Here is a 26,647-nt window from a genome sequence, read left to right as displayed (position 1 = left end):
TACCACAATAATATTAAAATACACTATTAATCGTTTAATTGAATATATTTTGAAGGATCGGTATTACTAACTAAGATGTATTCTCCACTTCCCACCTCATCAACATAAATACCATTAGGATCAAGAAGAAACTCATTGAAAAGAATATCTCCACCTCTACTATAGTAAAAGAGTTCCCAAAAAGAACCTCCCCAAACAAGATAATCCCATGTTATTAGTAAATTATTATCATCTCTTTTATTATAGTGAAAATCAGAAAGTCCGGCCCAATTACCACCTTCACTACCTGGAGCGTAAGCTAAAGTCCATCCTCTAATAACATAAAACTGTACTCCACTAAAATTAGGAACATCTTTGCGTAAATAGGTTAACACTGAATCCATAGAGTATGAGGTATTTATTAACCCTTTAAAATCAACCTCCATAAACTTACTAAACACATCCGAGTTAGAAAAATGTGTATCCTCACTAACTCTAATTTCTATTTTTTTACTAGTGTTTTTTGCCGTAAAAACGCTTGAGGTTTCGTCGAATACAAATTCACTCACACTTTCTCCTTCTATCTCCAGAGATGGCACAAAAATGACTCCATCCCTAGTAATACCCATATCTAATGGTGTATTTACAATTAATCCATCCTCCTGAATATTCTTCACAAAGGTCTTTCCTGATAATGTAACAAGCCTATAATTAATAGGATTATCATCAACATAGAAATCCTTAAAATAAGACAATGAATCTACTATTGGTTTTAATTTTCTTGCATCATCAATATCACTTGGTACACCTTTAACAAAAACAATACGGGTTTTATCTGCACCTAAATCAGTTTTACTGATGAAAGTAATTTCAGTATCACTTATTTCTTCAAATAAAAACTCATACTCTCTATTGGCTCTATCCAATTCGTATAAAGAATGAAAAACCGAGTGCGTTTCAAATATAAGCTCTGGAGCTTGAGAAGCACCTACTCGGTAAGTTATTGTTCTATCATCATTTCCATTGTTAAATGTTGATTTGAAAGCAACACTATCATTGTAAAAGTGCATTAAAATAGCCTCTCCTCCATAATAAGCTAACCACTGTCCATCTCCACTCATAAGAATATTTTGATATTCTGATAACACTCCGGACATCCGAACCTCAGGACTTTCTTTAAAAACTTCTTCAGTTTCATCGGTACAAGATGAAATAAGAAGGATACAGATACCTAATATGTAATATATATGTTTCATTATTTATCAGATTTATCCCCATTAGGGTTATTTGGATTTTTTAGTCTAAATACAATTTCGTCTCGTAAAACATCAAGATCAATTTTAAATTTCTCCCAATAGTAATCTTTAACTAACTTTAATTTAATAGCAATAAAATCTCGCCCTGCATTTACTTCTGCAGCATCTGCGTTCGGCTCAATCTCAGTTCCATCATCTAGTTTTATAATTTCTTCTGGTTCATGCGTTAAATAACGCTCTTCAAACTCCGCTACTTCAGAAGTGATATAAATTGAGAGTAGTTCGCAAAAATCTTCATTAACATCAGAAGTTCCATAATTTGATACCATACCTAATGATATAGCTTCGCGTGAAATACGTGGGTTGCTTTGTTGAACATCTCCAGCTAGATTTAGCCAATTATTAGATTTGTAATTAGCAGGAGTTACCTCTTTTAAACCATTTGGTAAATTGTAATTTTGATGAACAATATGTCCGAACTCATGCTCTGCAGTTCTTAACTGCATCAAAACCCAATCTGGATTACCTAAATCATACTCATTGACTTGAGTAAATGTAATTCGTACACCGGCATCAGCATAGCCAAGGGTTATTGATTCTCCATCTGAATTATACATTGGCGAACCAATTAACATAACCTCTGGTGGGAAAAGCTCATAAATAAAAGATTTACCATCCTCTGTTTTTTCGAATGGAGCTATCCAAAAGTTTTTAATAAAGTTACCCATAGGTATACAAAATTCACGCTTAATTGGGGTAACTCTTTTTGAGTTATCAACTAACTTATCATCCCAGCGCCATCGGACTGCAGTTCCGTATGGCTCGAGAAAGTTATCTTTAAAGTACACATCTATCAAATCGGTAGATTCCTCAAGCTCATCAGGGACATAAATAGGAGCCTCATCATCATTACAACTAGTTATAAAAACTAAAAGTAATAGTATATGTATAATTTTTATATTCTTCATATTCATTTATCTTGGATTCTTAGTTAAGCCAGCTTCAGTTGCATCTATAGGTATCTGTAATACTTTACGCAGATCATTTTTTTCTAACACTAACTTCTTATGATCAAATGTTATATGAGTTACCTCGATATTATATCGTTTAATATCAAACCACCTCATTCCCTCATGTATGTATTCCTTTCTTTTTTCGCTTAAACACAATTGCAATAAAGCTTCTTTCTCACTCGGAACAACTGTAACACCTTCTTCATCTACTGTTGTGTAATAGGCTTGAACATCTGATATTGTAAGGGCAACTGGGGTAGAGTAACGATACTGAGAAAACTCATTCAAGTCGTTTAAAGCCTTATCTAAATCCCCTAACTGTATGTATGATTCTATTCTATTAAAGAGTAAATCTTCTCCTCTAAATACAGCTTGCACATAAAACGGATACCCTGTTGTTGCTGTTAAACTTTCTTTGTAAAATTCTTCATCAAACTTTGCTGCTTTGATAACATTCCTGCTCCCATCACCATAGTAAGACATATAACGATATCTGAAATCATTACCAGAAAAAATAGTAGCCTCAAACAATGCATTCCATGATTTAATAGCTGTTCGGTAACCGTAATTATGACGTAACCCTATACTTACTAGCTTTTCGACTATTAATATATTACTAGCATCGCCGTTGTTTATATAAAACTGCATTTTTTCAGTTACACCAGACTGCTCAGAATAGGCAATTAAATCTTTTATATAAGCTTTGTTTATTGCTGAGCCACCAAATACTTTATCTGCATACTCAATAGATTTATTATAATCCTTTTTATACAAATAAAACCGTGATGCAAAGGCATAAGCTGCTTGCTTAGTAAAGTGATATTTTTTACTTCCACTGTAATAATCATCGCTAACTAATTTTAAACCTGCTAAAAGATCTGCCTCTATTTTTTCATAGGTATTAGCTAATGTTCCCCTATCGTACTCTTTTATGAGTTGCTTTTCACTTTCCGCTACATAAGGAATACCCATGTCCTTAATTGCTGTTGTGCTATCATAATTATTACAGAATAATGTAGCAATCATAAAGTGTGAATAAGCTCTACACAGGAATGCTTCTCCTTTAATAGCATTTCTATAAACATCATCCTCATCTTCGATATTTTCCAAAGCCTCTAAAGCTGAGTTTGCCTGAGCAATGGATTTATATGCGGCATACCAATATCCTGATGGAGAGTTAGTATCATCATAACTCCCTAACTCTTCCCACATAAAAGACTCTGTCATCAGTGGAGTTTGATTATTGGTTTCTATATATTCAGCCTCTTCGGTAAACCAATCTGTAAATAAGTAATCTACATTTGGATAAGCAGCAACTAAAAGCTCGGAAGCCTTATCGAGTGTATTAACTTCTATCCTATTATCAGGTGCCTCGTTTAAGAAATCGTTACAACCTGAACAACATAGAGATAGTACAATTAATAATGTATATGTGTATTTCATATATATATTTTTACTTTTCATTATCATATCTCATTAAAAACTAAGATTTAAACTAAATGTATAAGTACGTGGTACGGGAAGAGAAACGCCACCAGATCTATAAAACTCGGGATCTAAACCATTTAGCTTACTATCTGAGTACAACAAACATATATTCTGTGCCTGAAATGACACTTTAGCTCTTTGCATACCCATCTTTTTTGCAAACGTTGCAGGAATATTATAACCAAGGCTAATATTTCTTAATCGAACAAAGCTACCGTCAGCAACTCTAACATCACTTTTATTATACATTTCGTAGATATTTAAGCTTTGACTATCGAGATCTTTATCAAATCTCATATCCATTATGGCAGGAACGTTGGTATAGTTTTCATCACCTGGAGCCGACCATCTATTAACTAACTCTTTAGATATAGATTGTGTGCCCATTTTTTCAGGTTCACTTGTGAATAAATCATCTAAACGAACTTTGTTACCTGCTCTGAATACCAAACCAACACCTAAGGATAAGTTTTTATATTCGAATGTGTTATTAAATCCTCCTGATAAAGGTGCATCTAACAAACCTTCATATTTTAAATACTTTTCAGCATCCTTTCTTTCTTGCCAGTTTAAGTTCTCATCCATGGGTTCCCCTTCGGTATTCACAAACTGAGGTAGTCCGAATTGATCTAAGCCAGCAAACTCAACAGAATACAAACCTCTTCGTGGTTTGCCTAACATATTACCTCCGGTATTACTTACATATTCATTAAAAGTATTGTAATTATCGAGCTTTGTAATTTCGTTTGTATTATAATCTAAGTTAATACTGCTGTTCCACTTAAAGTGACTAACTATTACATTTACAGTATTCAGCATAATTTCGAAACCTTTGGTTTCCATATCTGCAAAATTACCATACTTAATATGCTCTCCGCCAACTCCTGAAGTGCGAACAGAGCCTACTAAATCGAAAGAATTACGTTGGTAGTAAGCAAAATCAGTATAAATCCTATTATTCAAAAATGCAGCTTCCATTCCTAAACTGAACTCATACATTTTTTCCCAGGACAAATCCTCATTAGTTAAATCCTCAACTTCAATACCAGTTTCCTTATCATAAGGACGCCATGTTTGGTAAGCAATTAATTTTTCAATAGCACTTGCTGATGGCCCCATCACCCCACTTAAACCATAGGTAGATTTTAAGCTAAGTAAATTAATCCCATTTATGCCTTCCATAAAATTCTCTTCTGTGATATTCCATTTACCACTTACATTCCATGAATTTAGATATCTGGCTGTTTTAGTTTTACCTAACTGATTAGACCCATCTCGCCTTACTGTTCCGTTAAAAGTATATTTACCTTTATACGAATAAGCTGCATTAAAAAACAAACCCATAAAACGATCTTTAACCTCATCTAGAGATTCTCTATTCTGATTTTGTAAACTCAAATACTTTGAAAGCATTGCATGTTCGCTATAGAGATTACCTCTATCGTATTGAATTCCCCAGCCATTACTTGAAATTTCTTTACGGTTTGCATACTTTATTTCTTGCCCGAACAAGAAACTCATTATGTGGGTATCATTAATTGTTGGATTGTACGAAATAGAATTTCTTGTAGAGAAAAAATCTAAACTATTATCCACTGTGTTATAAAACCCACCAGTTGGTAGAATTGAGTATGGATTTGAGTTAGGAAAATCAGGATCGCTAAATAATAATTGATTTGCATCTCTTATAAATTGGGTATCCATAGCACGATAAGCATTGGCCTGATTAGAATTCTCATGAATCATATGCTCGCGCAAAGCCGTATTTCTTCGAATTTGGCTTATCGAATTAATAGATAAATCTTTGGTAAACTGATAATCTAAATTTAATTGGCCCACTAAATCAGTAGCCGCTAATTCAACCTTATTATTTTCAAGCTCGTGAATTATGTTAAAGGGATTATAATCTCTTCTAAAATATTCTAAATCTCCATTTTCGTCATATGCACGCATACTTCTACTGGTATTTAAAGCATAACTAAAAGGATTAATATCAAAATCGCGCTTATAAACGCCCTCTACAGCATTGAATTCTCTATCTTTTGAACCGGGTAACTCCTGATCTCTATGAGAAAAAGATAATTTCAAACCAACATTAAATTTATCAGTTAACTGAAAATCCATTTTCATTGTACCTGTATATTTAGATACGTTATCAGCAATTGTTCTACCGTTATCGTTATAATAACTTAGAGATGCGTAATAATTCATCTTTTCAGATCCACCAGAGAAACTTAGTGAATGTTGATTAACTATTGAATTTTGGAACAACTCGTCAAACCAATCGGTATTAGCGTTAGCATACTTTGAAAGGAATGCCTCGTTAACAGTTCCGTTTGCACCCCATCCAATATTATTTTTAGCTATTTCGGAGTACATTTTACCCATAACCCCATAATCTTTAGCTCTAACTGAACCTGGTAAATCAATCCAACCTTTGCGCGCTAATTCTTTATATAGAGAAATTTCTTCAGCTGAATTAGCAATATCAAACTGTCCGTAATTGGGTCTTTCCTTAACAGCTACACTACCCGAATAGTTAACACGCATTTTTCCTTTCTTACCACTCTTGGTATTAATTACTATAACACCATTCATGGCTTGTGCTCCATATAAAGCAGTAGCAGAGGCATCTTTTAGTACTTGAATATCCTCAATATCATCAGGATTTAACCCGGCGACACCAGAACTCAATACTGTTGACAAATTACCTGATGTTAAATCATCAGCTGTTACCTCTACTAAATCTTCAAGTATAACTCCATCAACTACCCAAAGAGGTTTGTTATTTCCGTTAATTGAGGCATTACCACGTATACGAACAACTGGTGCTGTTCCAAACGTACCAGAAACGTTGTCTACTGAAACTCCAGCTACCTGACCTTGTAGAAATTTTGATACATCAGGGACAGCGTCAAGCTTAACTTCTTCTGTATTTAGCTTAGCAGCAGAACCTGTAAAAAGTCGTCGATCAATTCGCTGATAACCTGTAACAACTACCTCATCTAAATCAGTTAGTTCAGACTTTAATGTTACCACTAATTTTGTACGACCTTCTATACTTACCTCTTGAGTAATCATACCAATAAAGGATACCACTATAATGGCATCTGTAGGTACAGACATTTGAAACTCACCATCAATATTTGTAGCCGTTCCCTTTTGTGTGCCTTTAATTAAAACAGCAACACCTGGCAAAGGATAACCTTCTTCATCAACAACTGTTCCTGCAATTTTTTTAATAGCCGTTTGATCCTGTGAGTTAGGTGCTTTTTGCGGCCTTACAATTATATAATCACCTTCAACTTCATAATCTAAGGCACGTTCTTTTAACACTGCGTGCATTAAATTATCAAGCTCAAGATTTTGCTTTGGCAATGTTATAACATCTGCCCCATTAAGCTTACTATTATTGTATATAACGGTGTAGCCTGTTTGTGTTTTAACCTCTTTAAACAGCTCTTCAACTGTTAACACATCTCTTTGTAATATTATATTACCTTGCGCTTTAGCAAATAAAGAGAAGTTGGAAAATAAAAATATAAATACCAAAAATGATATTCGAATTGGGACATAAGAATCCCTATACCTATCTGGAATCCAGAAGGGTAAAAAAGACAAAGGCTTTTTCATAAGCTCTTACTATTTTAAAATTTAGGTTACTCTTCTTTTACTACTATTTTGGATCCTTGTAGTGTAAATTTATAATTTGTAGTTTTTTCTAAAACTTGTATAAAATACTTTATATCATACTCTTTTTTAATCATTCCGCTAAAGCAATCACTCGCAATAGAATCATTCTCAAACTCAAAGTCAACATCATACCAACGCTCTAATCTACATGCCAATTCTTTTATTGGCATATTACTAAACTCGTAAACTCCATCCTTCCACATTGAATAAAGCGCTGCATCAACTTTTAATATATTACATTCCCCATCATTACCACGAACCAGTTGTTGACCAGGCAATATATGATACTTTTCTTCTCCTACTTTCACAGATACCTTACCTTCTAATAAAGTAACCGTATTAAGCTCATCTCTATAGTTATTAACATTAAATTTAGTACCTGTAACTTGAATAACAGAATTATTGGTATTTACAAAAAATGGATTATTCACATCTGATTGAACCTCAAAGTAGGCCTCTCCGCTAATAAAAACCTCCCTTTTTCCATCAACAAAATGATCAGGAAACTTTATCTCGGAACAAGCGTTTAACCACACCTTAGTACCATCTGAAAGTTTTATAAAGTAGTTTTTTAATTTTGGAACCTTTAGGGTGCTCCATTGAGCTACACTAATAGTTTTACTTTCTTCTTCAATAGCATTAACCACAAGCTGACTCTCTGTTCCATTTACTTCTGCTTTATTTTTATTAAATGCAATATTCTTTTTCGACAAATTAAAAACATCACCTCCAACGGATAATGTTATTTGATCCTCAACAACCTTAAGCCCTGCTTTGCCAATTAAAGATTCTGTTTCTGGTTGAGATGATTTTATATAAAACATTGTTCCAATGCACAACACTAATAAAACACTAGCTACAGATATTCTTTCGAACCAAATTGTTTTATACCATTTTATTTTTTCTTGACTACTTATATTACTTTTCTTTTTTATTGCTTGAAGCATATGAGGCAATTTTATATCTCCATCAGCTTCATTCCAATTATTCTTCAAATAATTATCGACATCAATACTCTCAGAAAAATTATTAACAAATTCAGTTAACTCTTCTGCTTCATCTATTTTAATTCTTTTTTTATTTAAAATAGAACCTATATGCTTTGATATTTTTGAATTATTATCCATCAACTATACTATAATACGTTTGAGTTTTAATGTTCCGTGACTCTAGATTGCTTTTTTTTTAAAAAAAACAACATTTATATACCGATACCCTTAAATAATACCACCTATTACTAGCAATAAATAAATAGATAATCGCAACAACCCCTCTTTTAAATTAGCTAATGCTTTTCTTATTTGTGTATCAACTGTATTTTCAGATATTCCTAATTCTTTAGATATTTCCTTATAAGTATAACCTTTAAACCTGCTTAATTCAAACACTTGCCTACGTCGTTCTGGTAACATAGATATTAGTTTTAATATAACCTTCTCGGTATCTCTGAAGTCTATAATATTGACTAAATCATCATCTAAAATATTATAGGAATGAATAATACTCTCAAGATATTTTTTCTCATTTAATACTTTTCTCAAGTGATCGTTAATTTTATTTTTTGCTATAACGTATAGAAAAGACTGAAGAGATTTAGACGAATCTATCCTTTCTCGCTCATTCCATAACTTAATAAATACCTCCTGAGTAATTTCTTGAGCATCTTCCTTATTTTTTATCGACAACTTCACAAAATGATAAATTTTTGACGCCATTAAATCATACACCTTTTCAAAAGCTGCTTCATCACTAGTCTGAAGTTGTTTTACCAATAACCGATAAGATGTGTTACTTATATCACTCATAATGCAAAAAGAAAAATGCTACTCACTTCTATAATTATTGAGCAGCAGGTATTACCAAACTATAAAAGACTGCAATGTTGATTTTGTTAGTAATTTGGTTGAAACGTGGAAGTAAGAACTATTATAATAACGATACTTAAGTCTAAACACCTTGTAGCATTTTGACAACAAAAGTGGTAAATGAATAATAATTCATCAACAAATGCGGCGTAAAAGTAATAGATTACTTTTATAGTGCAAAAAAAAGCCTGACTACTAGTCAAGCTTTTTTACTACACATCTTATTTAACTTTTTTAATCAAGCAGCTCAGCTACTTTCTTTCTTAACTCTTCTCCTCTCAAATTTTTAGCAATAATCACCCCATTCTCATCTAGCAATACAGTGTGCGGTATACTATTAACTGCATATAATTGTGCAGCTTCGTTTTTCCAACCTTTTAAATCAGAAACATGATTCCATGTCAGCTTATCATCTTCAATAGCCTTTAACCAAGCATCTTTTTGTTTATCTAAAGAAACCCCTAAAACATCGAAACCCTTGTCGCTATAGTCATTATACAATTCAACTACATGCGGATTCTCAGCTCTACACGGGCCACACCAGCTTGCCCAAAAATCAACTAGTAATACTTTTGCTTTTACCGAAGATAAACTAAATGGTTTACCATCAACATCGAGTAATTCGAAATCTGGAGCCTTCTTCCCAACAGCTACTGACTCTAATTTAGATTTTCGACTAACCAAAGCCTCATAATAAGTACAGCTCTCTAAAGATTTATCTAACAATAAAAATCCTGACGCTATTTCTTCAAGTGCTTTATGACGAAACTGCTCGTAAATAAGAAATGCTGAGACAGGAGAACTTGAGTTTTGTTTTACTAACTCCAATTTAAATTCTTCTACCTTCTTAACTTCCCCATCGTATTCTTCTGAAATAGAATTTGCTCTAGCTGTATCCCCTTCGTTACTGGCTGCTACATATGCTTCTCTCAATTCTGCACTAATCTCACGCAACTTATCATCTGCATTATTTGCTTCTTTATATAAGTTATATATATCACCTCCACTTATTTCTACATCTAATAAGTTTTCTGCATCACCATTAATTGTATAATCAGAATTATCAGCAAAAAAACTAGCAGCCCCTCGCTTACCACTTTCTCCAAGTATTAACAAAACAGGTTCTGATAATTCTAATTCAAAGTTAATCGCACCATCAACAATCGATAAGGTATCAATCACATTAACGCCACTTTTATCGTACATACTAAGTGTAATATTTTTCCCTTCAGCCCCTTTAAGATTTCCCTTAAGGCTAAACTTATTTTTTGTATTACACGATGCTAGCATCAATACCATTAACGAAAATCCAATTATTATTTTATTCATAATCTAATAGTTACTTTATAATTTATGTTAGAATTTTAATCTCATTTTGTTTTATTCTAAACCACTTTCTAATGTATTAATATGGTCAATTTTCAATCTCTCTAAAGAGGATGCCAATATAATAAATTAGCCCAAAATCAAATATGAATAATAACCATATAGAATATTAGCATATAAACACATTCGCAATCTAATTTTTCATAAATTAAGGGCAGAAAATTAATCTATGAAGAAAAAACACCTACTTATAAAACTCTTCAAGTGGCGATTAAAAAATGTAACTAATAGACAATTTATTATTGCATTAAGCATCGTTATAGGAGTCGCCTCAGGTTTAGCTGCAGTAACCATTAAAATGCTGGTACAAAAAATACACGATCTAGTACATCATGTAATTGACAATAGTACGAATGGGTGGTTTTTCATTATTGCCCCAGGTATAGGAATTCTATTAACTGTTCTTTTTATTAAATATATTGTAAAAAGACCTGTTCGGCATGGTATACCGAATGTATTATATGCTATTTCGAAAACACAGGGTAAAATGAATAAGCACAACATGATTTCCTCTGTTATTGCCAGTTCATTAACTGTTGGCTTCGGAGGATCTGTTGGATTAGAGGGACCTACGGTATCAACAGGTGCGGCTATAGGTTCTAACTTAGGTCGTTTTTTACACCTAAATTACAGACAAATAACCCTATTACTTGGCTGCGCCTGTGCTGGTGCCATGTCAGCCATATTCAAGGCACCTATCGCGGCCATAGTATTTGCTTTAGAAGTGATCATGCTCGACTTAACTTTAGCCTCACTCGTACCTCTATTAATTGCATCGGCTTCTGCCGTTACAGTATCCTATATCTTTTTAGGTACTGAAGTTGTTTACCCCTTTGACGTAACCCACACGTACGATATAGAAGAATTATTCTTCTATATACTTCTTGGACTTAGCTGTGGTTTAATTGCTACCTATTTTACACGAACCTATAAATATATAGAAGGACTATTTGAAAACACAAGCAGTATTGGTAAACGTTTATTTATTGGCGCTAGTATTTTAGGTATTTTAATGTTTCTGTTTCCTCAATTATTTGGGGAAGGCTATCAAGAAATAAATTCTGCATTAAGCGGCGATGTTAACTATTTAAATAACATTGGTATTTTCGCATATTTTCAAGATAATTTTGTTACTCTTATAATCGCATTAATGCTTACAATTGGTATCAAAGTAATTGCCACATCAGTAACATTTGGCAGCGGTGGCGTAGGGGGAATATTTGCTCCTACCCTTTTTATGGGTGCCAACACAGGCATTCTTTTCGCTACAATTATCAACAAATTTGGTTGGGTTCAATTATCGGAACGGAACTTCGCCCTGATCGGTATGGGTGGGCTGATAGCAGGGGTTCTTCATGCTCCCTTAACCGGATTATTTCTTATTGCCGATCTATCGGGAGGCTATTCGATGTTTCTACCATTGATGATTACAGCAACAACATCTTACATTACTGCAAAATCATTTGAAAAACATTCTGTTTACACGCATCAACTTGCACACAGAAATGAATTGTTGACCCATGACAAAGACCAAAATATTATGACAGTTATGGATGTAAAGAAACTTATCGAGAAGGATTTTGCTCCTGTTGCACCAGATGCTACCCTAGGAGATTTAGTAGAAATTATATCAAAAGCGCATCGTAATATTTTTCCAGTAGTAGATGATAAAGGGATTTTAAGAGGAATGTTAAAGATGGATGATATTAGAGGTATTATTTTCAAACCTGAATTATACAATACTGTTATGGTTGAAGATATCATGTATATGCCAGAATACTATATCACACCAGATAGTAATATGGAAGAATTAGTCAACTTATTTCGTAAATCAAGTCGATTTAATATTGCTGTTGTTGATGAAGGGCGATACATTGGCTTTATATCAAGAGCCAATGCATACACCGCCTATAGAAATCAAATGAAACGATTTTCGTCGCATTATTAGTCGACTAAAGCATCAATAGTTTTTCTATATTCAAAAATAATTTGCTTCAATTCTTCTAAACTATTCGTATTCATAACTCCATCACGTAGCTTCGCAGCCTGCGGCAAATGATAGGTGTAAATTTTAAAAAACCGACGCAATACAACCCAAGGCTTCTGTCCTTCCCAAGTATTATGGTATAATTCAGCATGTAGTAGCATCGCGCTAAGCTTATCCTCAATACTTACTTCCTTTTTATTAGAAAAAAACCAGAAATCGGAAAAAATTCCCCTTCCAACCATTACCCCATCAGTCAAGTAATCACTAATCTTGGTATTTCCATCATCAATACTTGTTACATCTCCATTTCCAATAATTGGGATTTTTAATCCTAATTTATTGCGAAGATCTACCACCTTTCTAATTTCATTCCAATCCGCAACACCATCAGACATCATCTTTTGTGTCCTTCCATGTACTGTTAATGCTTTTATAGGTGTAGATAGTAATGTAGTCGCCCATTCTTCTGTATTAACTGATTTAAACCCTATGCGCGTTTTTACACTCACAGGTAATGTAGTTGCATTAATAGTTGAGTGAATAATCTCTTTGGCCAATTCTGGGGTATTAATCAAGGCTGAACAAGCTCCTTTTTTTATAATGTTTTTTTGAGGACAACCCATATTTATATCAATACCATCAAAAGGAGTGTGGTTGGTAATATATTCAGCTGTTTCTGCAAACTTTTTCGGGTCTGTTCCCCAAATTTGCGCTACCAACTTAACATCCTTTTGTTTCAACAACTCTAATTCGGAATCATTTATAAAAAAACGATGCGACACTTTTTCTCTCCCTATAGGATGACAAAAGCCATCTGTTGAAAGAAACTCAGAGAAAACTACATTCATTTTATTTGTATGTGTATTCCTCAATACCATTTCTCTAAATACGGTATCTGTTACATCCTCCATCGGAGCAAGTGCAAAAAAACTATCTAAGGTATTCCAAAAACTCATTTAATAAATATTAAAACCTGATTGAATTTACAATTCACCAAGGCTAATTCGTGTAATAAACAATAATACTATAAAATAGTTGACCAGAACTAAAATATCAACATTTATAGATAAATTAATATGCACATTTTTTGAAAAAAAATACATTTTTTACTTCATTTAAAAAAGAATACATTTCGTATAAAAACTTCGATACTTCATTTAAAAAACACGACAACCCCAATTACAAAACTCACCAATACAATCACTTACAAACACCTTCCTGTTTGGATAAGACAGTTTCTTAGCATACATTTGTAACATCAAATACGAATTAAAATGCTTATAACCCCCTTAACTATTAAGAGTAATGGACCCAATCATTAACCAAACCAAACTAACAAGGCTAACGAACGAAAAATGGAGAACAATTGCTAATTCTAACAACAAATACAGTATTAGTAATTATGGTAGAATAATCAGTTTTTACACCAGTAAGCCCGAAGGTAAATTTGTTAAACAAGGACAAATTAAAGGTTATAATAGTGTAAATATTATTATCAATAGTAAAAAGAAAACATGCCTTGTGCACAAATTAGTTGCAGAGGCCTTTATCGCAAAAGATAACGAACTACAAGAAGTTGTAGGACATAAAGATTGGAACAAAATTAATAATCAAGTTTCAAACTTAATGTGGATGACAAAAGTTGAAAGCTTTAATAGAGCTAAAGAAAGAATGACAAAAGCACGACAAGAAAAAGGTGGTATTGTTACTCGTTCAAAGTTAAAGCCGAAAGATGTAAATGCAATTAAAACAATGCTAAAAAAAGGGCATAAACAAAAAGTGATTGCTCAGCTATTTTGCGTTAGTGAGATGCAGATCTCAAGAATTAAAAACAAGGCTTGTTGGGCCACCGTATAAAATATTAAAGACGTACCATCTAACCAGTACAACTAAACTATCGATCAAAAAGACTGTCGCTCCAAACCGACAGTCTTTTTTTATACCATTTTTTTTAATAAAAAAAAGGCTGCCTAAACTGAGGCAACCTTTGAAATATTGTTTTTGAAGGAACTATCTTCTTCGTTTATCTGAACGTCGTCTATTTCCACCACCGTTTCCATAGTTACCGCCACCTTTACGGCCACCGCCTCCGCCACCACTTGGCTTAGCTGAAGCTTGTTCAACGTGTAAGGTTTCCCCTTCAAATGCTTTCCCCTTTAAGGCTGAGATAATATCTGACTTATTACCCTCATCCACTTCAAAGAAAGAGAAGTTTCTTAAAATTTCAATTTTACCAAAACCTATTTTGTTTTTACCAGAATACTCATTAACGATTCCCATCAAACGCGGTGCTGTAAGATTTTTAGCCTTACCTACATTAATATACATTCTAGCAAAGTTACCTCTATCTCCTCGGTCTCTGCGGTTTGAACGTCCTCCGCCGAAATCATCACGCTCTTTTCTATAAACATTTAAGTCTTTAGCACCTTCGTAATAGGCAATAAATCTGTTAAACTCAACAGATACAAAACGTTTAATTAATTCTTCTCTATCAAAACCTTCAAGCTTCTCGAAAATACTTGGTAAAAAAGAATCTACTTGTTCGTGATTCACTTCAACATTCTCAACTCTGTCAACTAAATGGAATAATTGGCGTTGACAAATCTCTTCTCCTGAAGGAATTAATTTTTTAGTAAACTTGATACCTGAAATACGCTCAATTTCACGAATCTTACTTGATTCTTTAGTATGAATAATGGCAATACTTGTACCTGTTTTTCCTGCTCTACCTGTTCTTCCACTTCTATGAGTATATGCCTCTATATCATCCGGAAGGTTATAGTTAATAACGTGAGTCAACTCGTTAACATCAATACCACGAGCAGCAACATCTGTAGCAACAAGTATTTGAATATTCTTGTTACGGAAACGGTGCATTACTTGATCACGCTGTGCTTGAGATAAATCACCATGTAAAGCATCTGCACTATAACCATCAGACATTAGTTTTTCAGCAACCTCTTTGGTTTCGTAACGGGTACGACAGAAAACAATTCCATAAATATCAGGATGTATATCTGCTAAACGCTTTAATGCCAAATATCGATCTTTAGCATGAACCATATAGTATTGGTGATCTACTGTATTTGCTCCTGAATTTGTTTTACCAACTTTTAACTCTACTGGATCAGTAAGGTATCTTTTTGCCATACTGGCAATTTCCTTTGGCATTGTCGCAGAGAACAATAAAGATTGACGAGAATCAGGAGTGTTACCAATAATAGAATCTAATTCTTCTTTAAATCCCATGTTTAACATCTCATCAGCCTCATCAAGAACCAAATACTCAAGGTTAGCTAATTTTAGTATTCCTCTCTTTGTTAAGTCATTAACACGTCCTGGAGTACCAACTACAATATGTGTACCTCTTCTTAACTCTTTGATTTGTTTTTGAATATCAGCTCCTCCATATACAGAAGTTACATGAAGTCCTTTCATATGTTTACTGAAATTCTCAAGATCTCTACTGATTTGAAGTGCCAACTCACGTGTTGGACAAAGCATCAAAGCTTGTACTTTGTTATTAGAAATATCAATTCTTTCTAATACTGGTAAACCAAAGGCTGCAGTCTTTCCTGTTCCTGTTTGCGCTAAGGCTACTAAATCAGATTTGTTGTTTATTAACTCAGGGATAGACTTTTCCTGAATTGGGGTTGGATTTACAAATCCTAATTCATCAATTGCCTTTAGAATATTCTCAGACAATCCTAATTCTTTAAATGTTATCATATGTACCAATTTATCCAGTTTACCCCCACATCTCAACCAAATAATAAACTGGAAAACAGAAGCATACTAGAATTACGTAATGAAATTATGACTTACTCTTATCGGTAAATCGAGCGCAAAGGTAAGTTTAATTACCAATTTTCAATTATCAATTATGTTTTATTAACGTTAATCTGCTTACTCTAGCTCGCTTTTTCTGCTAATTCTACTAATTAATTAATTACTTTTGCACCCTCTATGGCAAAAGCATCAATTATATTTAGAAGATTTTTAATTTGGCGCGTTAAAAATATTAATCAACGTAATTTTGTATTAATATTAAGTTTAGCGGTTGGCCTTTTAAGCGGATTAGCAGCAGTTTTGTTAAAAAACCTCATCCACTTCACTCATCACCTTCTTACGGGGCACCTACAAACAGATTCTCAAAACTACGTATTATTAATTCTGCCAATGATTGGTATATTTATATCAGTCATCTTTGCCCGAAATATCATTAAAGATAGTTTAGGCCATGGTGTTTCTAAAATTCTTTATGCCCTTAGTAAAGGCAGTGGCAAAATTAAAAACCATAATAATTACTCGTCTATAATTGCCAGTACTTTCACAATTGGTTTTGGTGGGTCGGTTGGTGCTGAGGCACCCATTGTATTAACCGGGGCTTCAATAGGCTCATCTCTGGGAAGGCTATTCCATCAGAATTATAAAACCATCACACTACTTATTGGGTGTGGTGCTGCAGGAGCTGTTGCTGGTATTTTTAAGGCTCCCATTGCCGGACTAGTGTTTACACTAGAGGTATTGATGCTTGGCTTGAGCATGGCTTCATTAATTCCGCTTTTAATTGCTGCGGTTAGTGCTGCAATGGTGGCATTTTTCTTTCTTGGCGATGCTGCCGAATTTTCATGGACTCTGGAAACCCCTTTTATATTAAACAATATCCCATATTATATTGTACTTGGTGTATTGGGCGGTTTTGTTTCATTGTACTTCTCTCGTATGCTAATGTGGTCTGAGAATAAATTAAGAGCCGTAAATAGCCCTTGGTTAAGAGTTGCTGCAGGAGGATTAATACTAAGTTCTCTGATTTTTATAATGCCGCAACTATATGGGGAGGGATATTCAACCATAACTGGTCTGCTCAATGGAGATAGCCAATTACTCTTCGACAATTCATTATTTTATCAATTAAAAGATAACGAATGGATGCTTGTTGTTTTGCTAGGAATGCTTCTTCTATTTAAAGTGTTTGCTACAGCAGCCACAACAGGTAGTGGTGGTGTTGGTGGAGTTTTTGCTCCGTCACTTTTTACTGGCGGTGTAACCGGATATTTCTTTGCAAGGATAATTAACATGACGGGCTTAGTTGAACTACCCGAAAGTCATTTTACTTTAGTTGGTATGGCTGCAATTATGGCTGGTGTTCTTCATGCGCCACTAACAGCTATATTTCTAATAGCAGAAATTACGCATGGATATGAATTGTTTGCTCCATTAATGATGACGAGTGTAATCTCCTATTTGACAATTATGTATTTTGAACCACACTCAATATATACTAAACAACTTGCACGAAAAGGAGAGTTATTAACACACCATAAAGACAAGGCAGTACTCACATTAATGCGACTCAATAAAGTATTAGAGACTGATTTCCTAACCGTTAAATCAACCGATACGCTTGGAGAAATGGTGAAAACCATATCTAAAGCAAAAAGAAATTTATTTCCAGTAATTGGTTCTAAAGGTCAGCTAAAAGGAATTGTTTTACTCGATGACATTAGAGAAATCATGTTTAACCATGATAGATACGACGATACGGTAGTTGAGGATTTCATGCAAGTTCCTCCTGGTTTTATTGAGATTAACGAGAGTATGGATTCGGTTATGAAGAAGTTTGAAGAAACTGGCGCTTGGAATCTTCCGGTTATCGAAAACAATAAATACATGGGCTTTGTTTCAAAGTCGAAGATATTCTCGGTATACCGAAGAGTGTTAATTCACTTTTCCGATGAATAAAAATTTTAATAAATCTATTTAAAGTTTAAATTTGCAATCCTAAATAAATCAGGTACTAACCCAAATAGATAGAAATTACATTTCAAAAACTAAAATACAATAACGAGTATGAAACGCGACGAACAAATTTTTGATCTGATTAAAAAAGAACATCAACGCCAGCTTAATGGCATTGAACTAATTGCCTCTGAAAACTTTGTAAGTGAGCAAGTAATGGAAGCGATGGGTTCATACATGACAAATAAGTATGCCGAAGGATACCCGGGTGCTCGTTATTATGGCGGTTGCGAAGTTGTTGACCAAAGTGAATCGTTAGCGATTGAGCGTCTTTGTAAAATATATGGTGCTGAATATGCAAACGTTCAGCCACACAGTGGTGCACAAGCAAACATGGCTGTTTTTATGGCTGTTTTAAATCCAGGAGATAAATTTTTAGGTTTAGATTTATCACATGGTGGTCACTTATCTCACGGTTCTCCGGTAAATAGTTCTGGTTTATTATATGAGCCAATTGCCTATACTGTAAAAGAAGATACTGGTTTAGTGGATTACGAAATGATGGAATCATTGGCTCGCGAACACAAACCTAAATTAATTGTGGGTGGAGCATCTGCTTATTCTCGTGAGTGGGATTATGCTCGCATGAGAAGATTAGCTGATGAGATTGGTGCTTTGTTTATGGTTGACATGGCCCATCCTGCTGGTTTAATTGCTGCTGGATTATTAGAAAACCCTGTTAAACATGCACACATTGTTACTTCTACAACTCACAAAACTTTACGTGGACCAAGAGGTGGTATTATTTTATTAGGAGAAGATTTTGATAATCCTTGGGGAAAGAAAACTCCTAAAGGAGTTATTCGTAAAATGTCTTCGTTATTAAACTCTGCAGTATTCCCAGGTGTACAAGGTGGACCATTAGAGCACGTTATTGCTGCAAAAGCGGTTTCATTTTTAGAGGCACTTCAGCCTGAGTATATTGAATACCAAACACAAGTTCAGAAGAATGCTAAGGTTATGGCTCAAGCATTTATCGATAAAGGATATAAAGTTATTTCGGGAGGTACAGATAACCACTCAATGCTTATTGACCTAAGAACTAAGTTTCCTGAGTTAACTGGTAAAGTTGCTGAAAAAGCATTGGTAAAAGCTGATATTACAATCAACAAGAACATGGTTCCTTATGATAGCAGAAGTCCATTCCAAACTTCTGGTATTCGCGTAGGTACTTCTGCTTTAACAACCAGAAGTTTAAAAGAAGAGCACATGGCTCCTATTGTAGACTTAATTGATGAAGTGCTTTCAAATGTTGAAGATGAAGCTTTACTTAGCAACGTAGCTAAAAAAGTTAATGCAATGATGAAGGATTTCCCTTTATTTGCATACTAGAAAATAAATAATGTTTTAAGCCGACTTCAGAAAAAGGAGTCGGCTTTTTTTTGCTTTCTATTCAAGTTCTTCGTGCAATATTAACATGGGATGCTCAGGGTGCATTACCATTCTTTTTGTTACACTTGGGTTAAACAGCCTATCAAGAAACCCTAGATTATGCCTAACCAAAGTAATCATCTCTGCATCGTTTTCATCAGCAAACTCATGAATACTTTTGGCAATATCATCACCCTCGATAAAATTAAAACTGAGATTTATTTTTGGGAAATGCGCTGCAATCTTTGTTTCTGCATCTAACCTGTTTACATGTTGATCATCTAATACATTAACCAACATAAGAGACGATTGAAATTTATCTACAATATTTCTGACGGGTTGAATTACCTCATCATTGTCAACATCTTTTAAATCGGTTGCAAAAACAATTTTATCAGGCTTTTTAAACTCCACGCTTTTAGGAACCACCAAAATAGGTGCATTAATGTTTTTAATAACCTCATATGCATTAGAGCCTAATAAAAAATTCTCTAATGCAGATTCGCCCCTACACCCAAGAACAACCAACTCGGGTTGATAATCGGAAATAAACTCATGCACAGCTTGTATTAATGATCCGAAAATGGATTTTACTTGAATAAGCGTATTGGGAAAAGCACGTTGCAAGATTGCAACTTCTGAGATTAGACTTTTATCGCTTTCCAAAGCGAGTTCATCCTTTAATTGTACCACATAAGGGCTACCACTAAATTCAAGATCGAAGGAGTTTAACAAGGTAAATCTAACATTCTCACCTTGAAACATCTTAAGAGCATATAATGCTGCGTTACGCGCAGTATTTGAAAAATCGGACAGTAATAAAACATTTTTCATCACATTGTCTTTTAGTATCTGAAGCAAGGTAAAATAGTTAGACCTCTATTTTAACCAACGAATTACGGTAAAATAATACCGTGGAGAGAAAGTATGATGTGTTTCGTTAAACACAACACGAAGTAGTATATGTTTATACGCTTGTATATTTATAAAGTTACAAATTTTATTCGTTTAAATTTGCTTCGAAATACTGTGAGTAAGCCCTTAATTCCATTGTCTGCTGCTAATTTTATTCCGAAACAATAGCGATGCAATAAAAAAATCACCTACGCCACTAAACATCTTCTATAGGCGTAAATACAAAAACACCGCAAATTCCTTGCTCATCTTCGCTAGAACCTACAATTTGGCCTTTATTATTAATTATACCTACTCTGGTTTCTGGATAATACTCAACATCGTTTGTTTTGAAACTTTTCACCCTAATTTCAACCTGCTCTTTATTTACATCACCTTCGATGATACACTCCACCGTAAATGGGTCATCGCCTTCGATAGATTCAGTAAACGACATGGTGCCTTCTAGCTTTGAGCCTGTTTGAATAACAAAAGCCTCTCCTTCATCTTTTCCATATCCAAAATCCTCGGTAAACTTATACTTTCCGCTAATATCCATTGCTTCATTTTTACTGTACAAATGTAATAAAACAGCGCTATAGAAAAACAAAAAAGAGATTATCACCTGCGTAATAATCTCTTCTAATGTTATTTGAGTTTATGCAAATCTCGACCTTCTTTTATGCGTGGGTCAGCATCTGCATCAACATATTTAGGAGGTTTCTTATAATTGATGCGTTCTGCAACTTCTGTATGCTTTGGCACCCATACCCTCATTGACTTTACAATATCTTTATATTCAGGGTTTGATGCTAAGTTATTCCACTCTAAGGCATCGTTATCTAAATCGTACAGCTCCTCGGAACCGGATAGGTTACTGATATAATGCCAGCGCTCTCCCATTACAGATGTACCACTAGCGGATACCGTAATGCCCGGACGTTGCCATTTGCTATTTGGCTTAGATAATAACTTGGTTATACTTACGCCATCTAATTGCTTATCGGGCAAACCGCAATAATCAACCAGTGTAGGGTAAATATCGATTAAACTAACCGTTCTGTCGCTATACTCCATTTTATGCATATCAGGTGTACGAATAACAAAGGGCGTTTTAGTAGCTTCAGACCATAGTGTATTCTTTTTGTATCTTAATTTCTCGCCTAAATGCCAACCATGATCTCCCCAAATAACCACTATAGTATTATCGGCATAGGGACTATTCTCAAGCGCATCGAATAATACACCCAAGCAGGCATCGGCATAACTAATACTTGCCAAGTAAGCACGTGTGGCCTCCTTCTCTAGTCCATGCTTTTTTACCCACTGATAATCAGCATCTGGTTTGTGGGTTAGTTTACCATTAGGATTGATAATATCATCTAAATCTGATTCATTTAGTGCAGGGGTCTGAATGGTTTCTAAATCGTACATATCAAAAAACTCTTGCGGTACAATCCATGGTAAATGAGGTTTAATAAGTCCCACAGCCATAAAAAAGGGTTTCTCATAACTTTGTGCCAATTTATCTTTAGCCCAATTAACCACTTTATAATCTACCGTACCATCAATATCGCACTTGGTTGAAGCCCAACTTAACTTTGCTCCAGAGGCAGCTTTAAAATCCGGATTCTTTTTGCCAGCTATAACTCCCTTTGCACTATACAATGTTTCTTGCTTAATGCCTTCTTTTACATATCGGCGCGAGCGGTGATGCTCATCAAAGGCCCAATGCCCAAAATCGACACCGTGTGCCGTGGCGTGCTTATGAAATATTTTACCATCGGACAAAGTATAATAACCATGCTTTGAAAAATACTCGGGTAACATGGCGTGTGTTTTACCAATGGGGGTATTTAAAATATTAGTAGCATTGCCATAAACCCCTGTATTATTTGGCATAAAACCCGATAAAACAGCCGATCGTGATGGTCCGCATATAGGAGCTGCACAAACTGCATTTTTAAATACAACAGAGCCCTCTTTACAAAACTTATCGAGATTTGGCGTTTTGGCTTGCGGATGTCCGCCCAAGGGACCTACCCAATCATTGATATCATCAATGGCAATAAAAAGTACGTTTGGTTTTGTATTCTTTTGCGCTTGTAGTGGGATAGAAAGAAAAATAACGAACACTGCAAACACCGTTTTTATTAAAATAGACATTGTAATAATATTTTTATGATGCATAATAACTAACATGAACAATTCATCGAGTTTTCTACGATAACTCAATATTGGGATAAATAATCAAAACGTATTGGGCTGTTTGCCCAAACCTGCCTGCCGGCAGACCCAACTTCATTTTTTCTCTTGATAGAAAAAACGAAGCAAAAAAGATCAAGGCTGCTTTACAAAAACCTTTCTTATTTATTTGTAGCTTAAGTGCGGCTGGCGGATCTAAGAGCAAAGCTCTCAGCTAGCCAGTCTTACTAAAGCTCCAACTAAAACAAAAGCCTTTTGTAAAGAGGCCAGCACAACAAGGCGCTTAAATATAAGTCTATGAAAAAATACATTGCGATAATAAACTATTCGTTAATAGTTTTGACTTAAATTTAAAAGTCATTTAGGACGCTATTGACTACAACTGTAAATTATTTAGATATGAAATAGTGACTATTATTTCTGAAAAATAACATCAGCTTCACCTTTTATCTGTACACTTCACAGTTTCGTTACAAATTCATTAATCGTACAATTAGTAACAAAGTTATGCACTTGGTATATTTTATTAGACGATAGAATACCTAATTTGTACCCTCTAATGTTTTATTCGTTTCGAAAAATGTATCTGTTAGTTTAATACTTACTTAAGCGTAAGAATAACTTATTTACGGATAAAATACTTTCACATAAACCCATGTACACTGGTGCTTTATTGTTATTCGCAGTATATTAGTTATATCATAAAGTATAAATCAATAATTAGTTAATTATGAAAAAGACTCTTGTAATAACAGTAATGTGCATGCTTTTTATTGGCGCTATGGCACAAAAGGAGAATAAAGGAATGTGGGTTGGTGGCGGCATTGGCTTCAATGGTGGCGACAATGATGGTTGGAATCTTAGTCCGCAATGGGGCATGTTGTTTAATGAAAATATGGGATTGGGTGCTAATTTAATTCTATCTGATGATGATTGGCTTATTGAACCTTATTTTAGGTATTACCTTGGGGTTACTGAACAGTTTAAGTTTTTTGGAGATGGTACTCTGGCTTTTGGTGGCGCAGATAATTACAGTCAGTTTAGAATTCAAATTAGACCCGGTTTGCAATATTGGTTTACTCCCAAATGGTCGTTTGTTGCCTCTACTAATTTATTCAGTTTCGATACTATTAATTATAGTGATAACAGAGACGATATAAGCACTTCATTTTTTGGTTTAGATGCTACCAATTTAACGATGTCGGTTTATTTTCATTTTTAAAAGGCATCATTACTCTATCTCACAAAGAAGCATTCCTAGTTATTGCTCCGAACTTAGTGACCCTTACTCCGGATATAGGTAGGCGTGCCCGACCTATATTTATTGAGTTTTGAGAATAAACAAAAGAAGCCCCGCTATGTGCGAGGCTTCTTTATTTATGTACACACAACAAGTACCTTTTAACTTAAAGTGGGAAATATTTTTCTGATACCTTAGCTTTTAAAGCGTAAGAACGAATCACTTCTTTTGTTTCTCCATCCATTTTACTTATATCTAAAGTTCCTTTATTATTCATTATCATATATGAATAATGGGGATTAACAATAGTATCAGCCTCAGGGAATCCTGTTTCTTCATCTATTGATACAAAATAAAACTCTCCGATGGCAGTATAGTCGATCGATGTAACACCCTCTGCTATTTGCACAGCAATTGCTTCTAATTTTTGTTGAGTTAGAAAACTTGCTGTTTTTGAAATATGAATCGCCTGATTTTCGTAAATATCAATACTTTCTACTGAACTTTCCGTTTCATGAACATCAGGTGTGGTTAGCTCAATATCTGATATTGCATAAACAGGTACTTTTTCAATAGGGTTGTTTTGCCATTCCTTTTTTTCGCAGCTTGTAAGCGTAAGCACAAACACAACTGCCAATAAACTGTATTTATATATATTGTTCATTTTTTATTTTTTAAGATAACTCATTCGCATAAATGTAAATAACTCATACAATAATTAAAAAGTACTTATCTCTCGTATAGAGGAGCTATTTCAAAATCATCAAAATATAATATTTGACCTGCTCCATTTCCTTTCACAACAAAATCATATCTATTCTCAGATATATTATCAGCGCTTATATCTACATCTTGACTTAATTTCACCCACTGACCTCTTGGTGTACTGCTGATATCCCATGATGTGGTATTAGCCGCTCCTTTGGGACCGGAATAAAATTCTACCATGGTATTTGCTGCATCAAGATAAATAGAAATAGATACTCTATATCTACTTACATCCGTAGGTAAACCTTGTAATAATTTAGAGCCTTGTAAAGTCATATTAGCTATCCCTGCTGGATCTGCTGATATATCGCTATTGTATCGCATTGAAGCTTCGCCTGAATTTGCCTGGTCAGTACTTCGTTGATAGATACCTCCTTCGTTTGAAGCGCCTACCCACCAGCCATCAGCACCAGCACCATTACCTGTATTTGAATGAGTTACCTCGATACCTGCTATTTCTGTATTATAAACTAAATTTGTAAAATATGGAACCACTGTTTGTGCATCAAATCCTTCGAGCACTCTTGTATCTTGTCTCAGAATTTGCTGATCTTCACTTGTCGGTTGATAGGCAACTGTTATTACATCACTATTATAAATATTTGCTGATAATGATAAAACCAAAACACTTGCATTATCGCGGTCTGTCTTTACACTAGAAACATCAACTGCTCCAACTCCATCTACATTTACAGTAAATGCATTAGCTGCATTAGCACCAATTTTACCTACGGAACCAGAAACCGTAAAGCTCAAAGAGTTATCTTCTTTAACCGAAGTTTCATATATTTCTCCATTGACTTTAAAAGACTCACTCGAAGGTCCAACATTAACGATGACCGGTATTAAAGTTGAAACAATATTCTCTGGTGCTATTCGAAACACCTTTATACTACCCATCACTAGTGTATCTAATGAATCAAAAGAGATAAGCGTATCTAGAGCTTCGGTTTTTGTAGGATTCTTGAGTCCATGGTCTATAGCCCATTCTCTACCATCAGGTCTATCGAATTTTGTAGAATCAATTACACGCAACTCTTGCCCCATTTCTAAGTTTACTTGGGCAAAATTAAGAGAATCCTCTATCGTATAAATTTCTCCTGCTTTTAAATGATACACTAAGCTATCTCCAGATTCTAAGGCTTTATAAATATAGAATTCTGGCTGAACATCAGCATATACATCTACAACAAAAGTAGTATCAATAACCCACTCATCTCCCACTTTATGCGATACTAAAGTATCACCTGGGTATTCTAACTCTCCATTATTCTTATAAGTTCCTGTGGATGTAAATGCTACAGAATCAGGGAAGGTATTATACAAACGAACCGTTCTTTCTCCTGCATCACCAAAGTACACATGAATTTTTGCATCTTCACTCACATTACCCGAATTTGGAATTACGAATTGAGAGTAATCTTCTTCATCTTTTCCAAAACCTGTTTTCATAAATTGTGTTCCATCACTAATAGTCCAGGTATGACTGAGTGTACCTTGCGATAAATCAGCAAATGAAATCCAGTGCCCTTCGTTAATAACATATATTCCTTCGTTAATACGTACATTATTAGTTTCGCTTATTAACCACGAGGCATCAGCCAAAAACATTGGCGCCTCATATTCATCTTTACAAGCATATAACATGCTAATTAAGACTAATGAGATGATATATATTCTATTCTTCATATCGTTTAACT

General features: G+C 34.4%; 19 protein-coding genes. 5 read left to right on the top strand and 14 right to left on the bottom strand.

Annotated features, from left to right (window positions below; genetic code table 11):
* Nucleotides 1-26 precede the first annotated feature (26 nt).
* From A8B35_RS10460 to A8B35_RS10430, 7 genes are all read right to left on the bottom strand, one after another.
* The gene (locus A8B35_RS10460) at nucleotides 27-1,235 is read right to left on the bottom strand and encodes a DUF4302 domain-containing protein (RefSeq protein WP_068472662.1); all 1,209 of its coding nucleotides are present in this window, start codon (nucleotides 1,233-1,235) and stop codon (nucleotides 27-29) included.
* A complete protein-coding gene (locus A8B35_RS10455) occupies nucleotides 1,235-2,203 on the bottom strand; it encodes a substrate import-associated zinc metallohydrolase lipoprotein (RefSeq protein ID WP_171973189.1) in 969 nt (322 codons plus the stop codon). The genes A8B35_RS10460 and A8B35_RS10455 overlap by 1 nt, the downstream gene beginning before the upstream one ends.
* 6 nt (nucleotides 2,204-2,209) lie before the next feature.
* Complete coding sequence (locus A8B35_RS10450; protein ID WP_075602901.1) at nucleotides 2,210-3,691, bottom strand: RagB/SusD family nutrient uptake outer membrane protein; 1,482 nt, start codon at nucleotides 3,689-3,691, stop codon at nucleotides 2,210-2,212.
* Nucleotides 3,692-3,724: 33 nt separating this feature from the next.
* The gene (locus A8B35_RS10445; RefSeq protein ID WP_083634409.1) at nucleotides 3,725-7,369 is read right to left on the bottom strand and encodes a SusC/RagA family TonB-linked outer membrane protein; all 3,645 of its coding nucleotides are present in this window, start codon (nucleotides 7,367-7,369) and stop codon (nucleotides 3,725-3,727) included.
* Between the two features lie 26 nt (nucleotides 7,370-7,395).
* Nucleotides 7,396-8,556 carry a FecR family protein gene (locus tag A8B35_RS10440; protein WP_068472659.1) on the bottom strand — a complete coding sequence of 387 codons (1,161 nt, stop codon included), beginning with the start codon at nucleotides 8,554-8,556 and terminating at the stop codon, nucleotides 7,396-7,398.
* Between the two features lie 90 nt (nucleotides 8,557-8,646).
* Nucleotides 8,647-9,234 carry an RNA polymerase sigma factor gene (locus A8B35_RS10435; RefSeq protein WP_068472658.1) on the bottom strand — a complete coding sequence of 196 codons (588 nt, stop codon included), beginning with the start codon at nucleotides 9,232-9,234 and terminating at the stop codon, nucleotides 8,647-8,649.
* 294 nt (nucleotides 9,235-9,528) lie between these two features.
* A complete protein-coding gene (locus tag A8B35_RS10430) occupies nucleotides 9,529-10,623 on the bottom strand; it encodes an AhpC/TSA family protein (RefSeq protein WP_068472656.1) in 1,095 nt (364 codons plus the stop codon).
* Between the two features lie 226 nt (nucleotides 10,624-10,849).
* Here A8B35_RS10430 and A8B35_RS10425 point away from each other — a divergent pair, with 226 nt between their 5' ends.
* On the top strand, nucleotides 10,850-12,628 hold the full coding sequence (locus A8B35_RS10425) for a chloride channel protein (RefSeq protein WP_068472654.1): 1,779 nt from the start codon (nucleotides 10,850-10,852) through the stop codon (nucleotides 12,626-12,628).
* Here the strand turns inward: A8B35_RS10425 and A8B35_RS10420 are convergent.
* A complete protein-coding gene (locus A8B35_RS10420; RefSeq protein ID WP_068472652.1) occupies nucleotides 12,625-13,623 on the bottom strand; it encodes a tRNA dihydrouridine synthase in 999 nt (332 codons plus the stop codon). The two genes, A8B35_RS10425 and A8B35_RS10420, sit on opposite strands and share 4 nt — an antisense overlap.
* Before the next feature lie 349 nt (nucleotides 13,624-13,972).
* Between A8B35_RS10420 and A8B35_RS10415 the strand changes: the two genes are divergently transcribed.
* Nucleotides 13,973-14,524: an NUMOD4 domain-containing protein gene (locus A8B35_RS10415; protein ID WP_068472650.1), complete on the top strand. Its 552-nt coding sequence runs from the start codon at nucleotides 13,973-13,975 to the stop codon at nucleotides 14,522-14,524.
* 153 nt (nucleotides 14,525-14,677) lie between these two features.
* Here the strand turns inward: A8B35_RS10415 and A8B35_RS10410 are convergent, their stop codons facing one another.
* On the bottom strand, nucleotides 14,678-16,396 hold the full coding sequence (locus A8B35_RS10410; protein ID WP_068472648.1) for a DEAD/DEAH box helicase: 1,719 nt from the start codon (nucleotides 16,394-16,396) through the stop codon (nucleotides 14,678-14,680).
* A gap of 237 nt (nucleotides 16,397-16,633) precedes the next feature.
* Between A8B35_RS10410 and A8B35_RS10405 the strand changes: the two genes are divergently transcribed.
* Nucleotides 16,634-18,412 (top strand): chloride channel protein, encoded by a 1,779-nt coding sequence (locus tag A8B35_RS10405; protein WP_068472646.1) that lies wholly within the window; start codon nucleotides 16,634-16,636, stop codon nucleotides 18,410-18,412.
* 108 nt (nucleotides 18,413-18,520) lie between these two features.
* Nucleotides 18,521-19,801, top strand: a complete 1,281-nt coding sequence (gene glyA / locus A8B35_RS10400) for a serine hydroxymethyltransferase (RefSeq protein ID WP_068472645.1) — start codon at nucleotides 18,521-18,523, stop codon at nucleotides 19,799-19,801.
* A 57-nt stretch (nucleotides 19,802-19,858) separates the two neighbouring features.
* Here the strand turns inward: glyA and A8B35_RS10395 are convergent, their stop codons facing one another.
* From A8B35_RS10395 to A8B35_RS10385, 3 genes are all read right to left on the bottom strand, one after another.
* Complete coding sequence (locus A8B35_RS10395; protein ID WP_068472643.1) at nucleotides 19,859-20,674, bottom strand: universal stress protein; 816 nt, start codon at nucleotides 20,672-20,674, stop codon at nucleotides 19,859-19,861.
* Nucleotides 20,675-20,951: 277 nt separating this feature from the next.
* Complete coding sequence (locus A8B35_RS10390; RefSeq protein WP_068472641.1) at nucleotides 20,952-21,293, bottom strand: hypothetical protein; 342 nt, start codon at nucleotides 21,291-21,293, stop codon at nucleotides 20,952-20,954.
* A gap of 89 nt (nucleotides 21,294-21,382) precedes the next feature.
* Complete coding sequence (locus A8B35_RS10385) at nucleotides 21,383-22,900, bottom strand: sulfatase (protein ID WP_075602900.1); 1,518 nt, start codon at nucleotides 22,898-22,900, stop codon at nucleotides 21,383-21,385.
* A 769-nt stretch (nucleotides 22,901-23,669) separates the two neighbouring features.
* Here A8B35_RS10385 and A8B35_RS10380 point away from each other — a divergent pair.
* Nucleotides 23,670-24,161 (top strand): outer membrane beta-barrel protein, encoded by a 492-nt coding sequence (locus A8B35_RS10380; RefSeq protein WP_139314864.1) that lies wholly within the window; start codon nucleotides 23,670-23,672, stop codon nucleotides 24,159-24,161.
* A 184-nt stretch (nucleotides 24,162-24,345) separates the two neighbouring features.
* Here the strand turns inward: A8B35_RS10380 and A8B35_RS10375 are convergent, their stop codons facing one another.
* Both A8B35_RS10375 and A8B35_RS10370 read right to left on the bottom strand, forming a co-directional pair.
* Nucleotides 24,346-24,843 (bottom strand): hypothetical protein, encoded by a 498-nt coding sequence (locus tag A8B35_RS10375; protein ID WP_068472635.1) that lies wholly within the window; start codon nucleotides 24,841-24,843, stop codon nucleotides 24,346-24,348.
* Between the two features lie 65 nt (nucleotides 24,844-24,908).
* Nucleotides 24,909-26,636 (bottom strand): hypothetical protein, encoded by a 1,728-nt coding sequence (locus tag A8B35_RS10370; RefSeq protein ID WP_139314863.1) that lies wholly within the window; start codon nucleotides 26,634-26,636, stop codon nucleotides 24,909-24,911.
* Between the last annotated feature and the right edge of the window lie 11 nt (nucleotides 26,637-26,647).

This window comes from Saccharicrinis aurantiacus, assembly GCF_001660705.2.
Taxonomy (GTDB): Bacteria; Bacteroidota; Bacteroidia; order Bacteroidales; family Marinilabiliaceae; genus Saccharicrinis; species Saccharicrinis aurantiacus.
The sequence above is the reverse complement of the archived record's forward strand: the minus strand, read 5'-3'. Positions and strand labels throughout refer to the sequence as shown.